18 protein-coding genes and 1 pseudogene are annotated in these 18,236 nt (G+C 64.2%); 10 read left to right on the top strand and 9 right to left on the bottom strand.

Translation table 11 applies throughout. The features are described from left to right. Window positions 1-48: 48 nt before the first annotated feature. The 3 genes from KHA73_RS07370 to KHA73_RS07360 are packed head-to-tail and all read left to right on the top strand — an operon-like array spanning window position 49 to window position 2,639. Window positions 49-933 carry an oxidoreductase gene (locus tag KHA73_RS07370; RefSeq protein ID WP_234589995.1) on the top strand — a complete coding sequence of 295 codons (885 nt, stop codon included), beginning with the start codon at window positions 49-51 and terminating at the stop codon, window positions 931-933. 9 nt (window positions 934-942) lie between these two features. Next, window positions 943-1,968, top strand: a complete 1,026-nt coding sequence (locus KHA73_RS07365) for an AraC family transcriptional regulator (protein ID WP_234589993.1) — start codon at window positions 943-945, stop codon at window positions 1,966-1,968. Further along, complete coding sequence (locus KHA73_RS07360) at window positions 1,965-2,639, top strand: Rossmann-fold NAD(P)-binding domain-containing protein (protein ID WP_234589992.1); 675 nt, start codon at window positions 1,965-1,967, stop codon at window positions 2,637-2,639. Before KHA73_RS07365 ends, KHA73_RS07360 begins: the two co-directional genes overlap by 4 nt. Here KHA73_RS07360 and KHA73_RS07355 read toward each other — a convergent pair. Beyond that, window positions 2,636-3,058: an NUDIX hydrolase gene (locus KHA73_RS07355; protein WP_234589991.1), complete on the bottom strand. Its 423-nt coding sequence runs from the start codon at window positions 3,056-3,058 to the stop codon at window positions 2,636-2,638. The two genes, KHA73_RS07360 and KHA73_RS07355, sit on opposite strands and share 4 nt — an antisense overlap. Window positions 3,059-3,160: 102 nt before the next feature. On the opposite strand from KHA73_RS07355, the gene sseA reads away from it, so the two are divergent. Beyond that, a complete protein-coding gene (sseA, locus tag KHA73_RS07350) occupies window positions 3,161-4,006 on the top strand; it encodes a 3-mercaptopyruvate sulfurtransferase (protein WP_234589990.1) in 846 nt (281 codons plus the stop codon). Here the strand turns inward: sseA and KHA73_RS07345 are convergent. Further along, on the bottom strand, window positions 4,003-4,872 hold the full coding sequence (locus KHA73_RS07345; RefSeq protein ID WP_234589989.1) for a LysR substrate-binding domain-containing protein: 870 nt from the start codon (window positions 4,870-4,872) through the stop codon (window positions 4,003-4,005). The two genes, sseA and KHA73_RS07345, sit on opposite strands and share 4 nt — an antisense overlap. Before the next feature lie 105 nt (window positions 4,873-4,977). On the opposite strand from KHA73_RS07345, the gene KHA73_RS07340 reads away from it, so the two are divergent. The 6 genes and pseudogenes from KHA73_RS07340 to KHA73_RS07315 form a co-directional block, all read left to right on the top strand. Continuing rightward, window positions 4,978-5,547, top strand: coding sequence for a DUF4865 family protein (locus KHA73_RS07340; protein WP_234589988.1), 570 nt, complete (start codon window positions 4,978-4,980; stop codon window positions 5,545-5,547). Between the two features lie 76 nt (window positions 5,548-5,623). Continuing rightward, window positions 5,624-6,859 carry an FAD-dependent oxidoreductase gene (locus KHA73_RS07335; protein ID WP_234589987.1) on the top strand — a complete coding sequence of 412 codons (1,236 nt, stop codon included), beginning with the start codon at window positions 5,624-5,626 and terminating at the stop codon, window positions 6,857-6,859. Between the two features lie 68 nt (window positions 6,860-6,927). Further along, complete coding sequence (locus KHA73_RS07330) at window positions 6,928-7,188, top strand: type II toxin-antitoxin system Phd/YefM family antitoxin (RefSeq protein ID WP_061797675.1); 261 nt, start codon at window positions 6,928-6,930, stop codon at window positions 7,186-7,188. A gap of 1 nt (window position 7,189) precedes the next feature. Further along, window positions 7,190-7,495, top strand: a complete 306-nt coding sequence (locus KHA73_RS07325; RefSeq protein WP_234589986.1) for a type II toxin-antitoxin system RelE/ParE family toxin — start codon at window positions 7,190-7,192, stop codon at window positions 7,493-7,495. A gap of 24 nt (window positions 7,496-7,519) precedes the next feature. Then, a complete protein-coding gene (locus KHA73_RS07320; protein WP_234589985.1) occupies window positions 7,520-8,032 on the top strand; it encodes a GNAT family N-acetyltransferase in 513 nt (170 codons plus the stop codon). Between the two features lie 43 nt (window positions 8,033-8,075). After that, a pseudogene (locus KHA73_RS07315) lies at window positions 8,076-8,246 on the top strand (hypothetical protein); the annotation flags it as partial. 91 nt (window positions 8,247-8,337) lie between these two features. Here the strand turns inward: KHA73_RS07315 and urtE are convergent. The 7 genes from urtE to uca form a co-directional block, all read right to left on the bottom strand. After that, a complete protein-coding gene (gene urtE / locus KHA73_RS07310; protein ID WP_234589984.1) occupies window positions 8,338-9,036 on the bottom strand; it encodes an urea ABC transporter ATP-binding subunit UrtE in 699 nt (232 codons plus the stop codon). A 12-nt stretch (window positions 9,037-9,048) separates the two neighbouring features. Next, on the bottom strand, window positions 9,049-9,855 hold the full coding sequence (gene urtD, locus KHA73_RS07305) for an urea ABC transporter ATP-binding protein UrtD (protein ID WP_234589983.1): 807 nt from the start codon (window positions 9,853-9,855) through the stop codon (window positions 9,049-9,051). Continuing rightward, a complete protein-coding gene (urtC, locus tag KHA73_RS07300; protein WP_234589982.1) occupies window positions 9,852-10,928 on the bottom strand; it encodes an urea ABC transporter permease subunit UrtC in 1,077 nt (358 codons plus the stop codon). Before urtC ends, urtD begins: the two co-directional genes overlap by 4 nt. Beyond that, on the bottom strand, window positions 10,928-12,508 hold the full coding sequence (urtB, locus tag KHA73_RS07295; RefSeq protein WP_234589980.1) for an urea ABC transporter permease subunit UrtB: 1,581 nt from the start codon (window positions 12,506-12,508) through the stop codon (window positions 10,928-10,930). Before urtB ends, urtC begins: the two co-directional genes overlap by 1 nt. 65 nt (window positions 12,509-12,573) lie before the next feature. Beyond that, window positions 12,574-13,842 (bottom strand): urea ABC transporter substrate-binding protein, encoded by a 1,269-nt coding sequence (urtA, locus tag KHA73_RS07290; protein ID WP_234589978.1) that lies wholly within the window; start codon window positions 13,840-13,842, stop codon window positions 12,574-12,576. 43 nt (window positions 13,843-13,885) lie between these two features. Beyond that, window positions 13,886-14,590: a GntR family transcriptional regulator gene (locus tag KHA73_RS07285; RefSeq protein WP_234589976.1), complete on the bottom strand. Its 705-nt coding sequence runs from the start codon at window positions 14,588-14,590 to the stop codon at window positions 13,886-13,888. 22 nt (window positions 14,591-14,612) lie between these two features. Then, window positions 14,613-18,236, bottom strand: a complete 3,624-nt coding sequence (gene uca / locus KHA73_RS07280) for an urea carboxylase (protein WP_234589975.1) — start codon at window positions 18,234-18,236, stop codon at window positions 14,613-14,615.

Below are 18,236 nucleotides of genomic sequence, written 5' to 3'. Positions count from 1 at the left end.
ACCTTCTAGAGTAAAGCCTCATCCAACGAGCAGGTAAGGAAGGTTGTCATGTCACAGTCTCAGGTATGGTTAATTACCGGCAGTTCACGCGGCCTCGGCCAGCAATTGGCGCAGGCGGTGCTGGCCGCCGGGCATCGCCTGGTCGCCACCGCGCGCCAGCCGCAGCAATTGCAAGCGCTGGCGGATCGCTACGGCGACCGGGTCGTCACGGTCGCACTGGACGTCACCGACGCGGCGGCGGCGCAACGCGCGGTGCAAACCGCGGTTGAACGCTTCGGCCGGCTCGACGTATTGGTCAACAACGCCGGCTACGGCAACATTGCCCCGGTGGAGGAAGCCGATGAGGCCGACTTCCGCGCGCAGATCGACACCAATTTTTACGGCGTGTTCAACGTCACCCGCGCCGCCTTGCCGCTGCTGCGCCGGCAGGGCGGCGGCCACATCATTCAGATCTCCACCATCGGCGCCCGCCTTGGCGTGCCGGGCCTCAGCGCCTATCATACCGCCAAGTGGGCCGTCGAAGGCTTCTCCGAATCGCTGGCGAAAGAGATAGCGCCATTCGGCGTGAAGCTGACCATGGTGGAGCCCGGCGGTTTTCGCACCGACTGGGCCGGCTCATCGATGACCATCGCGCCAATCGGCGCCGCCTATCAGCCGACGCTGGGCCCGATGCTCGACTATTTGCAGCAGCATAACGGCCACCAGCCCGGCGACCCGGCCAAGGCCGCACAGGCGATCCTGCAGCTGGCCGCACTGGAAAAACCCCCGTTGCGCCTGCTGCTGGGCAGCGATGCGGTACACCTGGCCGGGCAGGTCCTGGCCGAACGCGCAGCGGAAGACGCCGCGTTTCGGGCGCTCAGCCTGAGCACCGATCGCGACGACAGCCAACCGGATCATGCCGCTATGGCGGCATTGGTTACCGGCAAATCATAAGGAGCAACAATGAGCAGCGACCAGATTTCCCTGTCCAGCGCCCTGTCGGCGCGCCTGACGTTGCTGGGCGTGGATATCGAACGGGTTGGCCAACTGGCCGGCCTGCCTGCCGGGCTGTTCAGCGAGCGGCGCGAGAAGATCAAGCTGTCTACCCGGCAGTTTTTCGATATCTGGCGCGCCCTCGCCCGGTTAACCGATGACGCCGCCTTTGGCCTGCGTCTGGGCGGCGACGTCTCGCCGGAGCATTACGACATCGCCTCGGTCGCCGCACTGCATTCCGCCACCCTCGGCGAGGCGCTGCAGAAGGTCGCCCGCTACAAACGGCTGCTGTGCCCGGAAGAGCTGATGCTGGTGGAAGACGGCGACAGCGTGCGGCTGCATACCCGCTGGACCATGGCCGAAGGCCATGCGCCGGAGTTGCTGATCGACGCCATGTTCGCCTCCATCATTACCCTGTGCAGCCGCGGCGCAGGCCGGGCGATACGGCCGCAGGCGATCGAACTGACCCGGCGAGCGGATCCCGCCTCGCCGCTGCCGCGCCACTTCGGCTGCCCGGTGCATTTCAATGCGCCGCTGGACGTGCTGGTATTCGACCGCGCGCTGATGCAGCAGCCGTTCATCACCTACAATCAGGACATGCTGGCGGTGCTGCTGCCGGGGCTGGAGGCCGAGCTGGCCAAATCGCTGCAAAGCAAGGATTTGCCGGACCAGGTGATGGCGATCCTCGGCCGCACCATGCGCGGCCAGCGCCCGAGCGTTAACAGCGTGGCGGCCGAGCTCTACATCAGCCCGCGCACCCTGCAGCGCCGTCTGCAGCAGCACGGCTACAGCTATCAGCAGTTGCTGGACAAGACTCGCCATCGCACCGCCTGCCAACTGCTGGCGGATACCGATCTGGAACCGGGCGAAATCGCCTTTGTGCTGGGGTTTGAAGAAATGAACTCGTTCAGCCGCGCCTTTATGCAATGGGAATCGCAGACGCCGAACCGCTGGCGCACTCAGCGCGCGGCGGGCAAACAGGAGAACAGAATATGAAAGTGATATTATTCGGCGCCAGCGGCATGGTCGGCCAGGGCGTGCTGCGCGAATGCCTGCGCGATCCGCAGGTCAGCGAGGTGCTGAGCATTGGCCGCAGTACGCTGACGCAGAGCCACCCCAAACTCCGCCAGCTAACGCCGCCGGATCTTGGCGCGCTGTCGGCGCTGGAGCCGCAGCTTGGCGGCTATGACGCCTGCTTTTTCTGCCTGGGGATCTCTTCTGTCGGCATGAGCGAAGCCGATTATCGTGCGGTCACCTTTGATCTGACGCTGGCCGCCGCCCGGCCGCTGGCGCGGCTGAACCCGACGATGACCTTCATCTACGTTTCCGGCGTCGGCACCGACAGCAGCGAACGCGGGCGCAGCATGTGGGCCAGAGTCAAGGGCGCGACCGAAAATGCCCTGCTGGCGCTGCCGTTCCACGCGGTGATGTTCCGCCCCGGGGCGATTTTGCCGCTGCACGGCATTCGCTCCAAAACCCGCGCCTACGATCTGCTGTATCGGCTGTTCAAACCGCTGTGGCTCGGGGCGTTGCGGCTATTCCCCAATCAGGTCACCACCACCGAGCGCGTCGGGCTGGCGATGCTGGCGGTGGCGCGCCGCGCGACGGACCTGCGGATCGTCGAACCGGCGCAAATCAACCGGCTGGCGCATGAGGAGCGCCGTTAATCCCGCTGGATCAGGTATTCGGCCAGCCGCCGCCGCAGATGCTCAATGCCCTGCGGATGATGAATAAACGCCGTTATTGGCATCATTCGCCAATCCTGCCCTTCATCGCCAAAGCGAATGGCGGCGATCTGGCCCGGCGTAATCTCGCCGACCATAAACCAGGTCGGCGGATAGCCGGGAAAAAGGCCGTCATAGCGCCTCTGCCAGCCGACCTGCTGCGCGCCGATGGACAGGCCGAACTCCTCCCGCGTTTCGCGCTGCACGCACTGCAACGGCGTTTCGCCGTTCTCGCGCCCGCCGCCGGGCAGATCCCAAAGCCCAGGCCAGGGAATGTCGGGCCTGTCGTCGCGTTGATAAACCAGCAATAGGTCGTCGCACAGCAGCGCGATTTTCGCCCCGCCGAAGCTTGCGTTATCCATGCTACCTCAAGATTGTCCGCCACCCATGTCATTCATCATACCCCATCGCCTCGCCCCCTGGTGTATAGTGAAAATCCGTTTTCACCACAGGCGATCATGACGATGAACTCTCCTTTTCTGGTTACTCCCCAATGGCTTGCACAACATATCAACGATGAAGATCTGGCGGTGGTCGACGTCAGGATGTCCCCGGTCGGCCTGACGCCGAAAAAAGACATGCTCGCGGAATTCGAACGCGGCCATATTCCGGGCGCGGTGTACTTCGACATCGATGACGTGGCGGACAAAAATACCGCGCTGCCGCATATGCTGCCGACGGCGGAGGCCTTCGGCGCGGCGGCCGGCCAGATGGGCCTCAGCGAAAAACAACGCATCGTGTTTTATGACGAGGGCAATCAGTTTTCGGCGCCGCGCGGCTGGTGGACCTTCCGCAACTTCGGCGCGCAGCAGGTTTACGTGCTGGACGAAGGCCTGAACGGTTGGACAGCGTTAGGCCAGGCGCTGGAAACCGGCCCGGCGCTGCCCGAGCCGCAAACCTTCAACGCCCGTTTCAACGCCGATGCGGTAGTGAATATGCGCCAGGTGGAGCAGGCGCTGAACGGCGAAGTGCAGATTCTGGACGCCCGCGCCGCGCCGCGCTTCTATGCCGAGGCACCGGAACCGCGCCCGGGCCTGCACCGCGGCCATATTCCCGGCAGCATCAACATTCCCTACGGCGAGCTGCTGGAAAACGGGCGTTTCAAATCGCTGGCCGCGCTGCGGCAAACCTTCAGCGACAAAGGGGTAGACATCAAGCGCCCAATCATCACCAGCTGCGGCTCCGGCGTCACGGCGGCGGTGCTGGCGTTCGGGCTGCTGTCGCTTGAGGCGCCGCAGGTCAAACTCTATGACGGCGCCTGGAGCGAGTGGGGCCAGCTGAGCGGCAAACAACCGATCGAACAGGATTAACTCTCAATCCGTTCAATCACGATCTGCGCCAGGCGCTGGATGGCGGCGGAGGGGCTATCTTCCGCCCGATGCAACACCACGCCGAGCCGGCCCAGCGCCGGCATCACGCCGGGAGCCAGCGCGACAAGCCCCGGCGGCAAACCGGCATCGGTGCGCACCGTTACCCCCAATCCGGCGCTGACCGCCGCCCAGACGCCATTCAGGCTGCGGCTGGTAAAGGCGATGCGCCAGGGAATGCCCGCGCGATCCAACGCCTGGATCGCCGCGCTGCGCATCAGGCAGGGGGCGTCGAACATCACCAGCGGCAAGGGATCACCGCCGTTTTGCCAGGCCGTCAGATCGGCATTCGCCGAGGCGATCCAGTGCAGCTGCCGCTCCCCCAGCGCCTGATGAAACGGCGTGCTGAGGCCGCCGTTCCAGGCCAGCGACAGGTCCAACTGCCCTTTCAATACCCATTCAATCAGTTCGGCATTGCGGGCGATGCGCGCCTCAATGCGCACCTTCGGGTTGGCGCGGGCAAAGCTGCCCAGCACCTGCGGCAGAAAGGTTTCACCAAAATCCTCCTGCAGGCCCAGCCGCACCATCCCCTGCAAATCCAGCCCGCGCACTGCGGCGGCGGCCTCGTCGTTCAACTCCAGCAGGCGCCGGGCGTAGCCGAGCAGGGTTTCGCCGGCCTCGGTCATCACCATACCGCGCCCGACTTTGCGCAGGATGGGCGCCCCTGCCTGTTGTTCCAGCTTTTTCAGGTGCGCGCTCACCGCCGAGGTTGAACGCCCCAGCCGCTCTGCGGCCTTGGCGAAGCTGCCCAGCTCGATGCCGGTGACGTAACTGCGCAAATCCTCGAGATCAAAGGTAATTCGCCCCATGCTGACCATCCTGATTTTCTGAACGCTGAGTCAAAATAATGCCGATTTTACTGATAAAGATGGCGTGTCACTCTCTGCAGGTCAATCCCCCTGTGGAGAATCATCATGCTCAGCATGCAATACAGCTTCACCCTGCCCGCCGATTACGATATGGCGATAGTCCGCCGGCGCATCGCCGATTTCGGCCATCTGCTGGACGCTTGCCCACAGCTGATAGTCAAAGCCTATTTGTACGCGCAGCGTGGCGAACGCAGCGCCGAGAACCGCTACGCCCCTTTCTATCTTTGGAACAGCGGCGCCGGCATGAGCGACTTTCTGGCCGGCGAGGGGTTCAAGGGCTTAAGCCGGGCCTTTGGCTGGCCGCGCGTCGAGCACGGGCTGCCCTGGCTGACCTATTTCGATCGGCCGCATCTGTCCGCGGCTGCCTGGGCTACGCAGCAAACGCAGGCAATCACGCCTTACAGCGACCTGCTCAGGCTGCGCCGACAGTTGCGGGCGGCGCCCGGCGCTCTGGCCAGCATCGTGGCGTGCAATCCCGCCGATTGGCGCTTGACGCGCCTGGATATGTGGCGGGAGCCGCCGGGGGAACAGATGAACAACGCGCAGGTTTTCCGTATCGGCCATCTTGCCACCCCCTTTGACCACACTGCGCCGCGGGTTGACAGCTCAATCTGATATTGATAATCATTATCAATATAAGATTTCAAATGACGGTCCGCCGCATGGGGATCGTCCGTCGAGGCCCGCCATCATGTCACCATCGCTCATCACTCCCTACGCCACCGCTTGCTGCATCGTCGGCGGCGGCCCCGCCGGGCTGATGCTCGGCTATCTGCTGGCGCGTGCCGGCATTAACGTGACGGTGCTGGAAAAACACGCCGACTTCCTGCGTGATTTTCGCGGCGACACCATTCACCCCTCAACGCTGGAAATCATGCACCAGCTGGGCCTGCTGGATGAACTGCTGGCCTTGCCGCATCAGCGCGCGGGATCTCTGCACGCCGAAGTTGCCGGGCGCGACATCAAGCTGGCGGATTTCACCCGCCTACCGACGCGCTGCAAATTTATCGCCTTTATGCCGCAGTGGGAGTTTCTTAACTTCCTGGCGGAAAAAGCCGCCGCTTTCCCGAATTTCACGCTGATCAAATCAGCACAGGCGCACCAGTTGCTGTACGACCGCGGCCAGGCGTGCGGGGTGCTGGCGGACACGCCGGAAGGGCCGATACGGGTGCGCAGCCAGCTGGTGGTCGGCACCGACGGGCGCAATTCGGTGGTGCGGGAGCGGGCGGCGCTCAGCAGCCGGTCGTTCGGCTCGCCGCGCGACGTGCTGTGGATGAAACTCGGCAAACTGCCCGGCGATCCGGCCTGGTCGATGGGCCACACCGGGCCGAAGCAGAACTTCATCATGATCGATCGCGGCAACTACTGGCAGTGCGGCTATTCCATAGACAAAGGCAGCTTCGAGTCGATACGCCGGGATGGGCTGGAGAAGTTTCTGCTGCATATCGCCGAAGTGGCGCCGTTTCAGGACGACCGCCTGCAGGAGATCGCCGACTGGGATCGGATAAAGCTGTTGAGCATCAGAATCGATCGGTTGGATCGCTGGGCCAAGCCGGGGGTGCTGTGCATCGGCGACGCCGCGCACGCCATGTCGCCGATCGGCGGCGTCGGCGTCAATCTGGCGATCCAGGATGCGGTGGCCGCCGCCAACGCCATTATCCCCCCGCTGCGCGCTCAGCGTTTGCAGCTGAAACACCTGCTGCGCGTGCAGCGCCGGCGCGAATTTCCCACCAGGGCCACCCAGTTTCTGCAAATTAAAATGAGCCAGCGCCGGCCGAAAAAGCGCCGCACCGGCGGCGGCTCCGGCCTGATGACCCGCGTCGGCAACAGCCGCTGGCTGCCGCACCTGTTCGGCCGCATTATCGGCCTGGGCTTTCGGCGCGAAACGCCGCAGCATCTGTCCAACGAGACCTGCACACCGGAATAACATTGGTGATTTTTTCATCGCACCGTATAATGGTTAAATCGAACGATTTAATTAACTGGAGCGATTAAATGTACGCACTCACCGCGAACGAGGCCAAAACCCAATTCGGCGATTTACTGCTCAAGGCACAGCGTGAACCGGTGCAAATCAATCGCAACGGCAAACCGGTCGCGGTCGTCATGTCGGTAGAAGACTACCAGGCGCTGGAAGATCTCAAATTACGCGCACTGCAGCAAAAAATCGCGCAGGCCACCGCCGAGGAAGACGCGGGTAAGGCGGTAGACGGCGATGCCTTCTTCAACCATCTGCTCACCGATGAAACCGACTGATATGCCCACGTTTCACCTCATCCCGCAGGCCCAACAAGATCTGCTGGCTATTCGTCATTTCACCGTCGAGCACTGGGGCAAAGCACAATCTCGTCGCTATCTTGAGCAGTTGAGAGATGTCATGCATCATCTGGCGGATATGCCGGAAGCGGGTAAAGCCCACTTTCACGATTTGGGCGAAGAGATACGCAGTTTTCCTTACGCCAGCCATAGGATCTACTACCGCAGCCGCCCAGCCGGCATTACCGTTCTGGCCGTTTTGCATCAGGTGATGGTGCCCCACCGGCATCTGGAACAACGGCTGTAATTTTTCTTACTCAAAGGGGTCCAGATGTTCACTGTCCGCCAGGCCACCCTCGCCGACGCCGCTCTGGTGAGCGACATCGGCATCCGCACCTATCAGGCGCACTTTGGCGAACTTTGGCACTATCCGGAGGAGTTGGACGCCTTTCTGGCGCAAAACTTTTCCATGCCGGTGGTGACCCAAACGCTGCAGGATCCCGCCGTCTGCTGGCTGCTATGTCATAAAGCGGAGCAGCTGATCGGCTATGCGCGGCTCAACCTCGACAGCCTGCTGGCGCCCACGCAAACCCGCGGCGCAGAGCTGCAGAAAATCTATTTTCTGCCGGGCTATGCCGGCAACGGCTATGGCCAGCGCCTGTTCGAACAGGTACAGCAGCGGGCCATCGACCGCCGGCAAAAGACGCTGTGGCTGGAGGTGCTGCAACGCAACACCGGCGCGCAACGCTTTTACCAGCGTCAGGGGTTGAGCATCTGTGGCGAGACCTGCTATACCAGTGCGCAAGGCTCCATCGGCATCTGGTATATGAGCAAAACGCTGTAATGCGTTCGCACTCCCGGGCCAACGCAGGTCGGCGGGAATCGCGTTGCAGCATCAAAACCAGCAGGGCCAGCGCGCTGGGCAGCGTATACAGCATGGCCCCCAGCTGCACCGCCATCAGGCTTTCGATAACCTTAGCCACCACCCACTCGGCAGAAATCTCGATGCAATCGGCCCCGGTCTATGGCTATTGCCCGTCGCCAATCACCTGATTTATTTTCGACAGCAGGGGCGGGAGGTGAATATCATCAGAGTGCTGCATCATTCCCGAGATCCGCTCAGCCAACCCTTTTTCAGCTGCCCCAACGTCAAATCGCCACCAGCCCGCGCACCCCGTCTTGCTCCATGGCGCTGCCGGCGCCGCGCTGCACGATGCTGCCGCGCGACATCACCAGGTAGCTGTCCGCCAGTTCGGCGGCGAAATCATAGAATTGTTCCACCAGCAGGATCGCCATATCGCCGCGCGCCGCCAGCTGTTTGATCACCGCGCCGATCTCCTTGATCACCGAAGGCTGGATCCCTTCGGTCGGCTCGTCGAGGATCAGCAGCTGCGGCCGGCAGGCCAGCGCCCGGCCGATCGCCAGCTGCTGCTGCTGGCCGCCGGAGAGATCGCCGCCGCGCCGCTCCTTCATCTGCCGCAACACCGGGAACAGTTCATAAATCTGCTCCGGCACGCCGCGCGCCTCGGCGCCGGAAAAGCGCGCCAGGCCCATCAGCAGGTTCTCTTCCACCGTCAGGCGCGGGAAAATCTCCCGCCCCTGCGGCACATAGGCGATGCCGGCCTGCACCCGCTGGTGCGGTTTTTTGCCGTTGATCGCCTGCCCCTGCCAGCTGATGCCGCCGCTGCGCGCCGGGATCAGGCCCATCAGGCATTTCAGCAGCGTGGTCTTGCCCACGCCGTTGCGCCCCAGCAGGCAGGTCACCTCACCGATCCTCGCTTCGAACGACAGGCCGCGCAGGATGTGGCTGCCGCCGTAATATTGATTTAATTCACTCACCTGCAGCATAACGGTTGCTCCTCAGCGCCCCAGATACACGTCTATCACCCGCTCATCGGCCTGCACCTGCGCCAATGAACCCTCCGCCAGCACCTGCCCCTGATGCAGCACCGTCACGCGATCGGCAATGGTTTCCACAAAGCCCATGTCATGTTCCACCACCATCAGCGAATGCTTGCCCGCCAACGCGCGGAACAGTTCGGCGGTGTATTCGGTTTCGGCGTCGGTCATGCCGGCCGCCGGTTCGTCGAGCAGCAGCAGATGCGGCTCCTGCACCAGCAGCATGCCGATTTCCAGAAACTGCTTTTGCCCGTGCGACAGCAACCCGGCGGGCCGGTGGCGCTCGCGGCCCAGCCGCAGGGTTTGCAACATCTCGTCGATGCGATCGCGCTGCTCGCCGCTCAGCCTGGCCCGCAGGCAGGCCCAGACCGATTTCTGCGTTTTCTGGGCAATCTCCAGATTCTCGAACACCGTCAGCGCCTCAAATACCGTCGGCTTCTGGAACTTGCGGCCGATGCCGGCGCGGGCGATCTGCATCGGCTCCAGGCGGGTCAGATCGACGCTCTGATCGTAAAACACGCTGCCGCTGTCCGGCCGGGTTTTGCCGGTGATCACGTCCATCAGCGTGGTCTTGCCCGCGCCGTTGGGGCCAATCACGCAGCGCAGTTCCCCGACGCCGATCCGCAGCGACAGGTCGGTCAGGGCGCGGAAGCCGTCGAAGCTGACGTTGATGTTATCCAGCGCCAGCACCGGATCGGTTTGCCGACGGTGTTTGTCCGCCGGCAGCGGCTGGGTAAACAACTCGTCGGTAATCTGTTGGCCATTCATGGCGTTTTCCTCCTGCGCAGCAAGCCGATCACCCCTTTCGGCAGCAACAGCGTGACCAGGATAAACATCAGGCCGAGGAAGAACTGCCAGTATTCGGGAATGGCCATGGTGAACCAGCTCTTGGCGCCGTTGACGATGCCGGCGCCGAGCAGCGGCCCCACCAGGGTGCCGCGCCCGCCGAGCGCCACCCAAATGGCGGCCTCGATCGAATTGGTCGGCGACATTTCGCCGGGGTTGATGATGCCCACCTGCGGCACATACAGCGCCCCGGCCAGGCCGCACAGCACCGCCGACAGCGTCCAGACAAACAGCTTGAAGCCCTTCGGGTCATAGCCGCAAAACGTCAGGCGGTTTTCCGCGTCGCGCACCGCAGTCAACACCCGGCCGAATTTACTGCGCGCCAGCGCAAAACCGAGAGCCAGGCTGGCGGCCAGCAGCAGCACCGTCGCCAGGAACAGCGCTACCCGGGTGCCGGTGGCGGTGATCGGAAAACCGAGCAGCGTGGTAAAACCGGTGAAACCGTTATTGCCGCCGAAGCCGGTCTCATTGCGGAAAAACAGCAGCATGCCGGCGTAGGTCAGCGCCTGGGTCATGATGGAAAAGTACACCCCTTTAATTTTGGAGCGGAAGGCGAAGTAACCGAAGACCAGGGCCAGCAGGCCCGGCACCAGCACGATCAGGCACAGCGCCCAGGCGAAGTGCTGGGTGCCGCTCCAGAACCACGGCAGTTCATTCCAGGAGAGAAACGCCATAAACGCCGGCAGCCCGTCCCCCGCCGCCTGGCGCATCAGATACATGCCCATGGCGTAGCCGCCGAGCGCGAAAAACAGCCCGTGGCCGAGCGACAGCAGCCCGGCGTAACCCCACACCAGATCGAGCGCCACCGCAACGATGGCGTAGCACAGGATCTTGCCCACCAGCGTCAGGGTGTAGGTGGAGATCGCCAGTGGGTGATCCGCCGGCAGCAGCGCCAGAAACGGCATGATCAACAGCGCCAGCAGTACCAGCCCGCCAATGGCGAGCGCCAGCCGCGGCGCCTTTTGTACGCCGGTTACGGTCAAAGGTTGGCTCATCAGTCGATTACCCTGCCCTTAAGGGCGAACAGCCCCTGAGGTCGTTTTTGAATGAACAGAACGATCAGCGCCAGGATCAGGATCTTGCCCAGTACGGCGCCGATCTGCGGTTCGAGGATCTTGTTGAGGATGCCGAGGCCGAAGGCCGCCGCCACCGTTCCCGCCAGCTGGCCGACGCCGCCGAGCACCACCACCAGGAAAGAGTCGATGATGTACCCCTGCCCCAGCTCCGGCCCGACGTTGCCCAATTGCGACAGCGCCACTCCGCCCAGCCCGGCGATGCCGGAACCCAGCCCGAACGCCAGCATGTCCACCCGGCCGGTGGGTACGCCGCAGCAGGCGGCCATGGCGCGGTTCTGCGTTACCGCCCGCACGTTCATACCGAGCCGGGTTTTGTTCAGCAGCAGCCAGGTCAGCGCCAATACCAGCGCCACGAACAGGATCACCGCAATGCGGTTCCACGGCAGCACCAGATTCGGCAGCAACTGCACGCCGCCCGACAGCCATGCCGGGTTGGCGACCTCGACGTTTTGCGCGCCGAACAGTACCCGCACCAGCTGGATCAGCACCAGGCTGATGCCCCAGGTGGCCAGCAGGGTTTCCAGCGGCCGGCCGTACAAATGGCGGATCACCGCGCGCTCCAGCGCCATGCCGATGCAGGCGGTGATGGCGAACGCCACCGGCAGCGCCGCCAGCGGGTACAGCGCCAGCCACTGTGGGGCAAACTGCTGGAACAGCCCCTGCACCAGATAGGCCGAGTAGGCGCCAAGCATCAGCATTTCGCCGTGCGCCATATTGATAACCCCCAGCAGGCCGTAGGTGATAGCCAGCCCGAGCGCCGCCAGCAGCAGGATCGAACCGAGCGACAGGCCGGTAAACGCCTGGCCGAGCAGATCGCCAATCATCAGCCGGTGCTGCACGCGGCTCATGCTGTTCTGCGCTTCGGCGCGCACCGCGGCGTCCGGTTCGTGGGCGGCGTCGGCCAGCGCCTGCAGCCGCGTCTGGGTTTCCGGGTCGCCCGAATCCCCCAGCAGCCGCACCGCGTTAAGCCGCACCTGCGGGCTGGCGTCTGCCAGCTGCAGATTCGCCAGCGCGATGCTCAACGCCGCATGCACCCCGGCGTCTTTCTCCTGCGCCAGCCGCTCGGCCAATAGCGGCTGCTGATCGCTTTGCGCCTCGCGCTGCAGCGCGGTGGCGGCCTGCAGCCGTACCTGCGGATCCTCGCTGACCAGCCGCTGTGCCGACAGCGCATTGGCAATCAGGATGCGCAGACGGTTGTTCAACCACAGCTTCTTCGGCGTGCCGACCGGCGCCGCGCCGCCCTCCAGCGGCAGATAACCGCCGCCCTGTTGGACAAAGGCGCGTTTGGCTTCGTCGATCGCCACGTTTTCCTGCTTCAGCGCCTGCAACAACGGCAGCCGCGCAGCATCCGGCGCGGCTGCCCAGGCCTGCAACAGCTTGGCCTGCTGCGTACGGTTGGCCGCCGCGAAGTCATCGGCCGGCCCGGCCTGCGCTAGCGGCGGCAGGCAGCACAGCAGCCAAAGCCACCGGCGGAAATGAAAGAAAAATGGGAATTGCATCGGCAGCCTCTTCTGTCGTGGGCCGGGCAAGCCCGGCCCATTGCGTTAGCACGGGATGGCGGCTTTTACTTGCCGCCTTTTACCGGGTGGTCCGGCTTTTTGTCGTTACCGGCAATGTACGGGCTCCACGGCTGGGCGCGTACCGGCGCATCGGTCTGCCACACCACGTTGAACTGACCGTTGCCTTCAATTTCACCGATCATCACCGGCTTATGCAGATGGTGGTTGGTCTGGTCCATGGTCAGGGTAAAACCCGACGGCGCGGCGAAGGTTTGCCCGGCCATCGCTGCGCGCACCTTGTCGACGTCGGTGGTGCCGGCCTTCTCAACCGCCTGCGCCCACATATGGATGCCGACGTAGGTGGCCTCCATCGGATCGTTGGTCACCGCCGTGGCGTAATTCGGCAGGTTGTGCGCCTTGGCGTAGGCTTTCCATGCGCTGACGAACTGCTTGTTGGTCGGGTTGTCCACCGATTCGAAGTAGTTCCAGGCCGCCAGGTTGCCCACCAGCGGTTTGGTATCGATGCCGCGCAGCTCCTCCTCGCCCACCGAGAAGGCGATCACCGGCACGTCGGTAGCCTTGATGCCCTGATTGGCCAGCTCTTTGTAGAACGGCACGTTGGAGTCGCCGTTGATGGTGGAGATCACCGCGGTTTTGCCGCCGGCGGAAAATTTCTTGATATTCGCCACTATGGTTTGGTAATCGCCGTAGCCAAACGGGGTGTAAACTTCTTCGATGTCTTTGTCCTGTATGCCCTTGCTGTGCAGGAAGGCGCGCAGGATCTTGTTGGTGGTGCGCGGGTAGACATAGTCGGTGCCCAGCAGGAAGAAACGCTTGGCCGAGCCGCCGTCTTCGCTCAGCAGGTATTCCACCGCCGGGATCGCCTGCTGGTTCGGCGCCGCGCCGGTGTAGAACACGTTCGGCGACATCTCTTCGCCTTCATACTGCACCGGATAAAACAGCAGCCCGTTCAACTCCTCGAACACCGGCAGCACCGATTTGCGCGACACCGAAGTCCAGCAGCCGAACACCGCCGCCACCTTGTCCTGGCTCAGCAGCTGGCGCGCCTTTTCGGCAAACAGCGGCCAGTTGGAGGCAGGATCCACCACCACCGGTTCCAATTTTTTCCCCAATACCCCGCCTTTGGCGTTGATCTCGTCGATGGTCATCAGCGCCACGTCCTTCAACGGCGTTTCAGAGATGGCCATGGTGCCCGACAGCGAACTCAGAATGCCGACCTTGATGGTGTCGGCGGCCTGCACGCTCCAGGCCATACCCATGCCGAGCATGCTGGCGGACAACGCAAAAGCTTTTATGAAGTGGCGACGTTGCATAATTTAAACTCCTGATGTGTGTGAAAAAAGGGATGCCGAAAACTCACTCCGCGCGGTCGGATTGCCGCGATCGCGCCTGGTGCAGCATATGCAGGGTTATTTTTCGTACTTCGGCCTTGCTGACGGCGATGTGTTGAGTGAGCAGCGTTTGCGCCTCTGCGGTTTGGCGCTGCAGGATCGCCCGCAGGATGGCGGCGTGTTCGTTATAGGTGGCGTCGACCCGTGCGCCCTGGGTGAAATCCAGCCGGCGAATGATGCGGATCTTCTCGGTCAGATCGCGGTGGATGCGCGCCATTTCGCCGTTGCCCGCCGCCGCCACCAGCGCCATATGGAAGCGTTCGTCGTGCACTGAAACCGCCTTGCCGTCCTCCAGGCGCGGATCATCAGTCCAAAATTTGCCCAATGCCGTCAACGCCGGCGGCGTCTCGGTGCGGGCGCACAGTCTGCCCACCGCTTCGCGCTCCAGGACGATGCGCAGGTCGTACAGCTCTTCGAAGTAGGCGAAATCGAACGGCCGCACCTGCCAGCCGCTGCGGAAATACACCTCGACATAGCCTTCGCGCTCCAGCCGGAACAGCGCCTGACGCACCGGCGTGCGGCTGACCTGCATGCGCATCGCTATCTCGTTCTCGCTGAAGCGATCGCCCGGCAGCAGTTGAAAATCGAAAATATCATCCTTGAGCTGCAGATAAATGCGCTCCGCCAGCCCTTCCGGCCGCGCTTTGCCGCGATTGTTGGTGATTTGCATGGCTACCCTCTCCCCGACGTTATCAACCGGCGTGCTCCAGCCACAGCAACGCATCCCCCGGCCCTACCGGCCGCCCCTGGTGACAGCTGATGCGTTTGACTACCCCGGCGCGCGGCGCGGTGACCGCCAGCTCCATCTTCATCGCTTCGACCACGATCAGCGGCTGCCCGGCGGCCACGCTTTGCCCCGGTTCCACCAGGATCTTCCATACGTTGCCGTTCAGATCGGCGCTGACCAGATAGCCGTCAATCTCTTCCTGGTCGTCCTCCGGCGGCGGCAGTTGCGCTTCGGCTTCGTCCTCATCGGCCCGCCAGCGCGCCACTTCGTGGCTGAAAGCCCGCTGCTGCCGCTGCTGGAAATCGGCGATGTCGGCGGCGTTATCCGCCAGAAAACGGCCGTATGCGGCGAAGTCGAACTCGCTGTCCTCGATGTGCACCTGCGCGCGCCCTTCGCGGAAGGCTTCCCGCTGCACCTCCAGCTCCTGTTCGCTGACCGGGTAGAAACGCACCTGGTCGAAGAAGCGCAGCAGCCAGGGTTCACCGGCGCTGAACTGCGGGTTCTTGAGGAATTTGTTCCAGATCGGCAGCGTGCGCCCCACCAGCTGATAGCCGCCCGGCGAATCCATGCCGTAGATGCACATGTACATGCCGCCGATGCCGACCGTGCCCTCGGCGGTATGGGTGCGCGCCGGGTTGTATTTGGAGCTCAGCAGCCGATGGCGCGGATCGATCGGCACCGCGCAGGGCGCGCCGAGATAAACATCCCCCAGCCCGAGGATCAGGTAGCTGGCGTCGAAGATGATGTCGCGCACCTGTTCGCGGCGGCTCAGCCCGTTGATGCGCCGGATGAAATCGACGTTGTTCGGCAGCCAGGGCGCGGATGAGCGCACCGTCTGCTGATAGCGTTCTACCGCGCCCAGCGTGGCGCCGTCTTCGAACGCCATCGGCAGCCAGAGGGTGCGCGTCGGCACCTTCAGTTGGCTGACGTCGCCCAGCGCCTGCTCGCGCTCCAGCAGGCGCTGCAGCAGATCGGCCTGGCCGATCACCCGGCTGTCGTAACGGATCTGCAGCGAACGCACGCCCGGTGCCAGCTCCGCCACGCCGGGGATCGCCTCCTGGCGCAGCGACTGCATCAGCAGATGGATGCGCAGGCGCAGCGCCAGATCGAGCAGGTTGTCGCCGTACTCCATCAGGATGTAAGCGTCCCCCGCCTGGCGGTAGACCACCGCCGGGCGCCCTTCCGCCGCCGGCAACGCCGCCAGCACCGCGGCGGAAACGGTCGTCGTCGGCGCCAGTTCCGGCGCGGGCAGGGTGATGGCCTTCACCGCCGCCAGCGCTTCAATGCTGCCGAGCTGCGCCTGCTCCAGCGACTGCGCCTGTTTGAAACCGATCGGATGGAAACGAATGCGATCGCCCGGTTTAACCTGGCCGACCTTCCACAGCTCGGCCTTGGCGATGGTCACCGGGCAGACGAAGCCGCCGAGGCTCGGCCCGTCGCGGGTCAGGATCACCGGGAAATCGCCGGTAAAGTTGACTGAACCTATGGCGTATTCGCAGTCGTGCACGTTGGAGGGGTGCAGCCCGGCTTCGCCGCCGTCCTGCCGCGCCCAGTCGGGCTTCGGCCCCGCCAGCCGCACGCCGAGGCGGTTGGAGTTGTAGTGCACCTGCCATTCTTCAGCGAAAAACCGCTCGATCGACGCCGGGGTGAAGAAATCCGGCGCGCCGTGCGGCCCGTACAACACGCCGATATTCCACAGGCTGTCGTAGTGCGGGATCAGGCTGGCGTCCATCGCCTGCGGCGCGGCGATCGGCGCCGGGGTGGTGCTGGCCGCCAGCGCCGGCTGGCCGATCGCCAGCATGTCCGCCACCCGCAGCGTGCGGCCGGCGTGGCCGCCGAACTGGCCGAGGGCGAACGTGGAGCGGCTGCCGAGATAAACCGGCACGTCGAACCCGTTGCGCACCGCCAGATAGGTGCGGCAGCCGCGCGTGGCGCGCCCCAGCGTCAGCACCTGGCCGGCCCGAACGGCGATCGGCTGCCAGTAGGCCGCCGGTTCGCCATCCACATCCGCCGGGCAATCGGCGCCGGTCAGAGCAATGACGGCGTCGCAGTGGAAGCGCAGAGTCGGCCCCTGCAGGGTAAATTCCAACCCGGCGGCGTCCGGGTGATTGCCGACGATGCGGTTGGCCAGCCGGAAGGCGAAGTCGTCCATCGGCCCCGACGGCGGCACGCCGATATCCCAGTAGCCGAGGCGGCCGGGGTAGTCCTGCACGCTGCTGTAGGTGCCGGGCTGCAGCACTTCGAGGCAGTGCGGCTGGAAGCTGAAGCCGTCCAGCATGCGGGTCCAGACTTCACCGGCGGTAAATTGCGGCATGGCGATCGCCTGCCGCAGGTAATCGAGGTTGGTGGCGATGCCGTGCAAACGGGTAGCGTCCAGCGCCGTGCGCAGCTTCTCCAGCGCCTGCTGACGGTCGTCTCCGCGCACGATCAGCTTGGCGATCATCGGGTCGTAAAATGCCGACACTTCGCTGCCGGTCGCCACCCAACCGTCGACGCGCACCCCGGCGGGGAAATGCACCTCGGTCAGCACGCCGGGGCTGGGCTGGAAGTTTTTCAGCGGATCTTCGGCGTAGAGGCGCACTTCGATCGCCGCTCCCTGCGGCGCGCGCTGCAGCGCCGCCCAGTCCAGCGCCTCCCCCGCCGCCACCTGCAGCATGCATTCAATCAGATCCAGACCGGTGACCATTTCGGTTACCGGGTGCTCCACCTGCAAACGGGTGTTGACCTCGAGGAAGTAGAACTCGTCGCGCGCGCCGTCATAGATGAACTCCACGGTGCCGGCGCTGCGATAGTTGACCGACTCGCCCAGCGTGACCGCCGCCCGATGCAGCGCCTGGCGGGTCGCCGCCGGCAGGTTCGGCGCCGGGGTTTCTTCCACCACCTTCTGGTTGCGGCGCTGCAGCGAACAGTCGCGCTCGCCCAGCGCCACCACCCGGCCCTGGCCGTCGCCGAAGATCTGCACCTCAACGTGACGCGCCCGATCGACAAAGCGCTCGATAAAGACCCCCGCATCGCGGAAGAACTGTTCACCGAGCCGTTTCACGCTGTCGTAGGCGTCACGCAGCGCCGCCTCGTCGTCGCAGCGCGTCAGGCCGATGCCGCCGCCGCCGCCGGTGCTTTTCAGCATCACCGGATAGCCGATACGCGCAGCGGCGCCGACCGCCTGCTCCACGCTGTCCAGCAGGCCGGTGCCCGGCGTCATCGGCACCTGCGCCACCGCCGCCAGCTCGCGCGCCCGGTGCTTCAGGCCAAACTCGCGGATCTGCGCCGCCGTCGGGCCGATAAAGGCGATGCCCGCCGCGGCGCAGGCGTCGGCGAATTCGGCGCTCTCGGACAAAAATCCGTAACCGGGGTAGATCGCCTGGGCGCCGGTGGCTGCCGCGGCGGCCAGGATTTTGTCGATGCGCAGATAGCTGTCGGCGGCTTTTTCACCGCCGACAGCTACCGCCCGATCGGCCTCGGCCACGTGCGGCGCATTGCGGTCGGCGTCGGAGTAAACCGCCACGCTGGTCACCCCGAGACGCTTCAGAGTACGGATGGCGCGGCAGGCAATTTCGCCGCGGTTGGCGATCAATACGGTAGTAAACAT

It is taken from the genome of Serratia entomophila (assembly GCF_021462285.1).
GTDB classification, from domain to species: Bacteria; Pseudomonadota; Gammaproteobacteria; order Enterobacterales; family Enterobacteriaceae; genus Serratia; species Serratia entomophila.
Note: the sequence above shows the minus strand (reverse complement) of the source record. Positions and strands in the feature narration are given on the sequence as shown.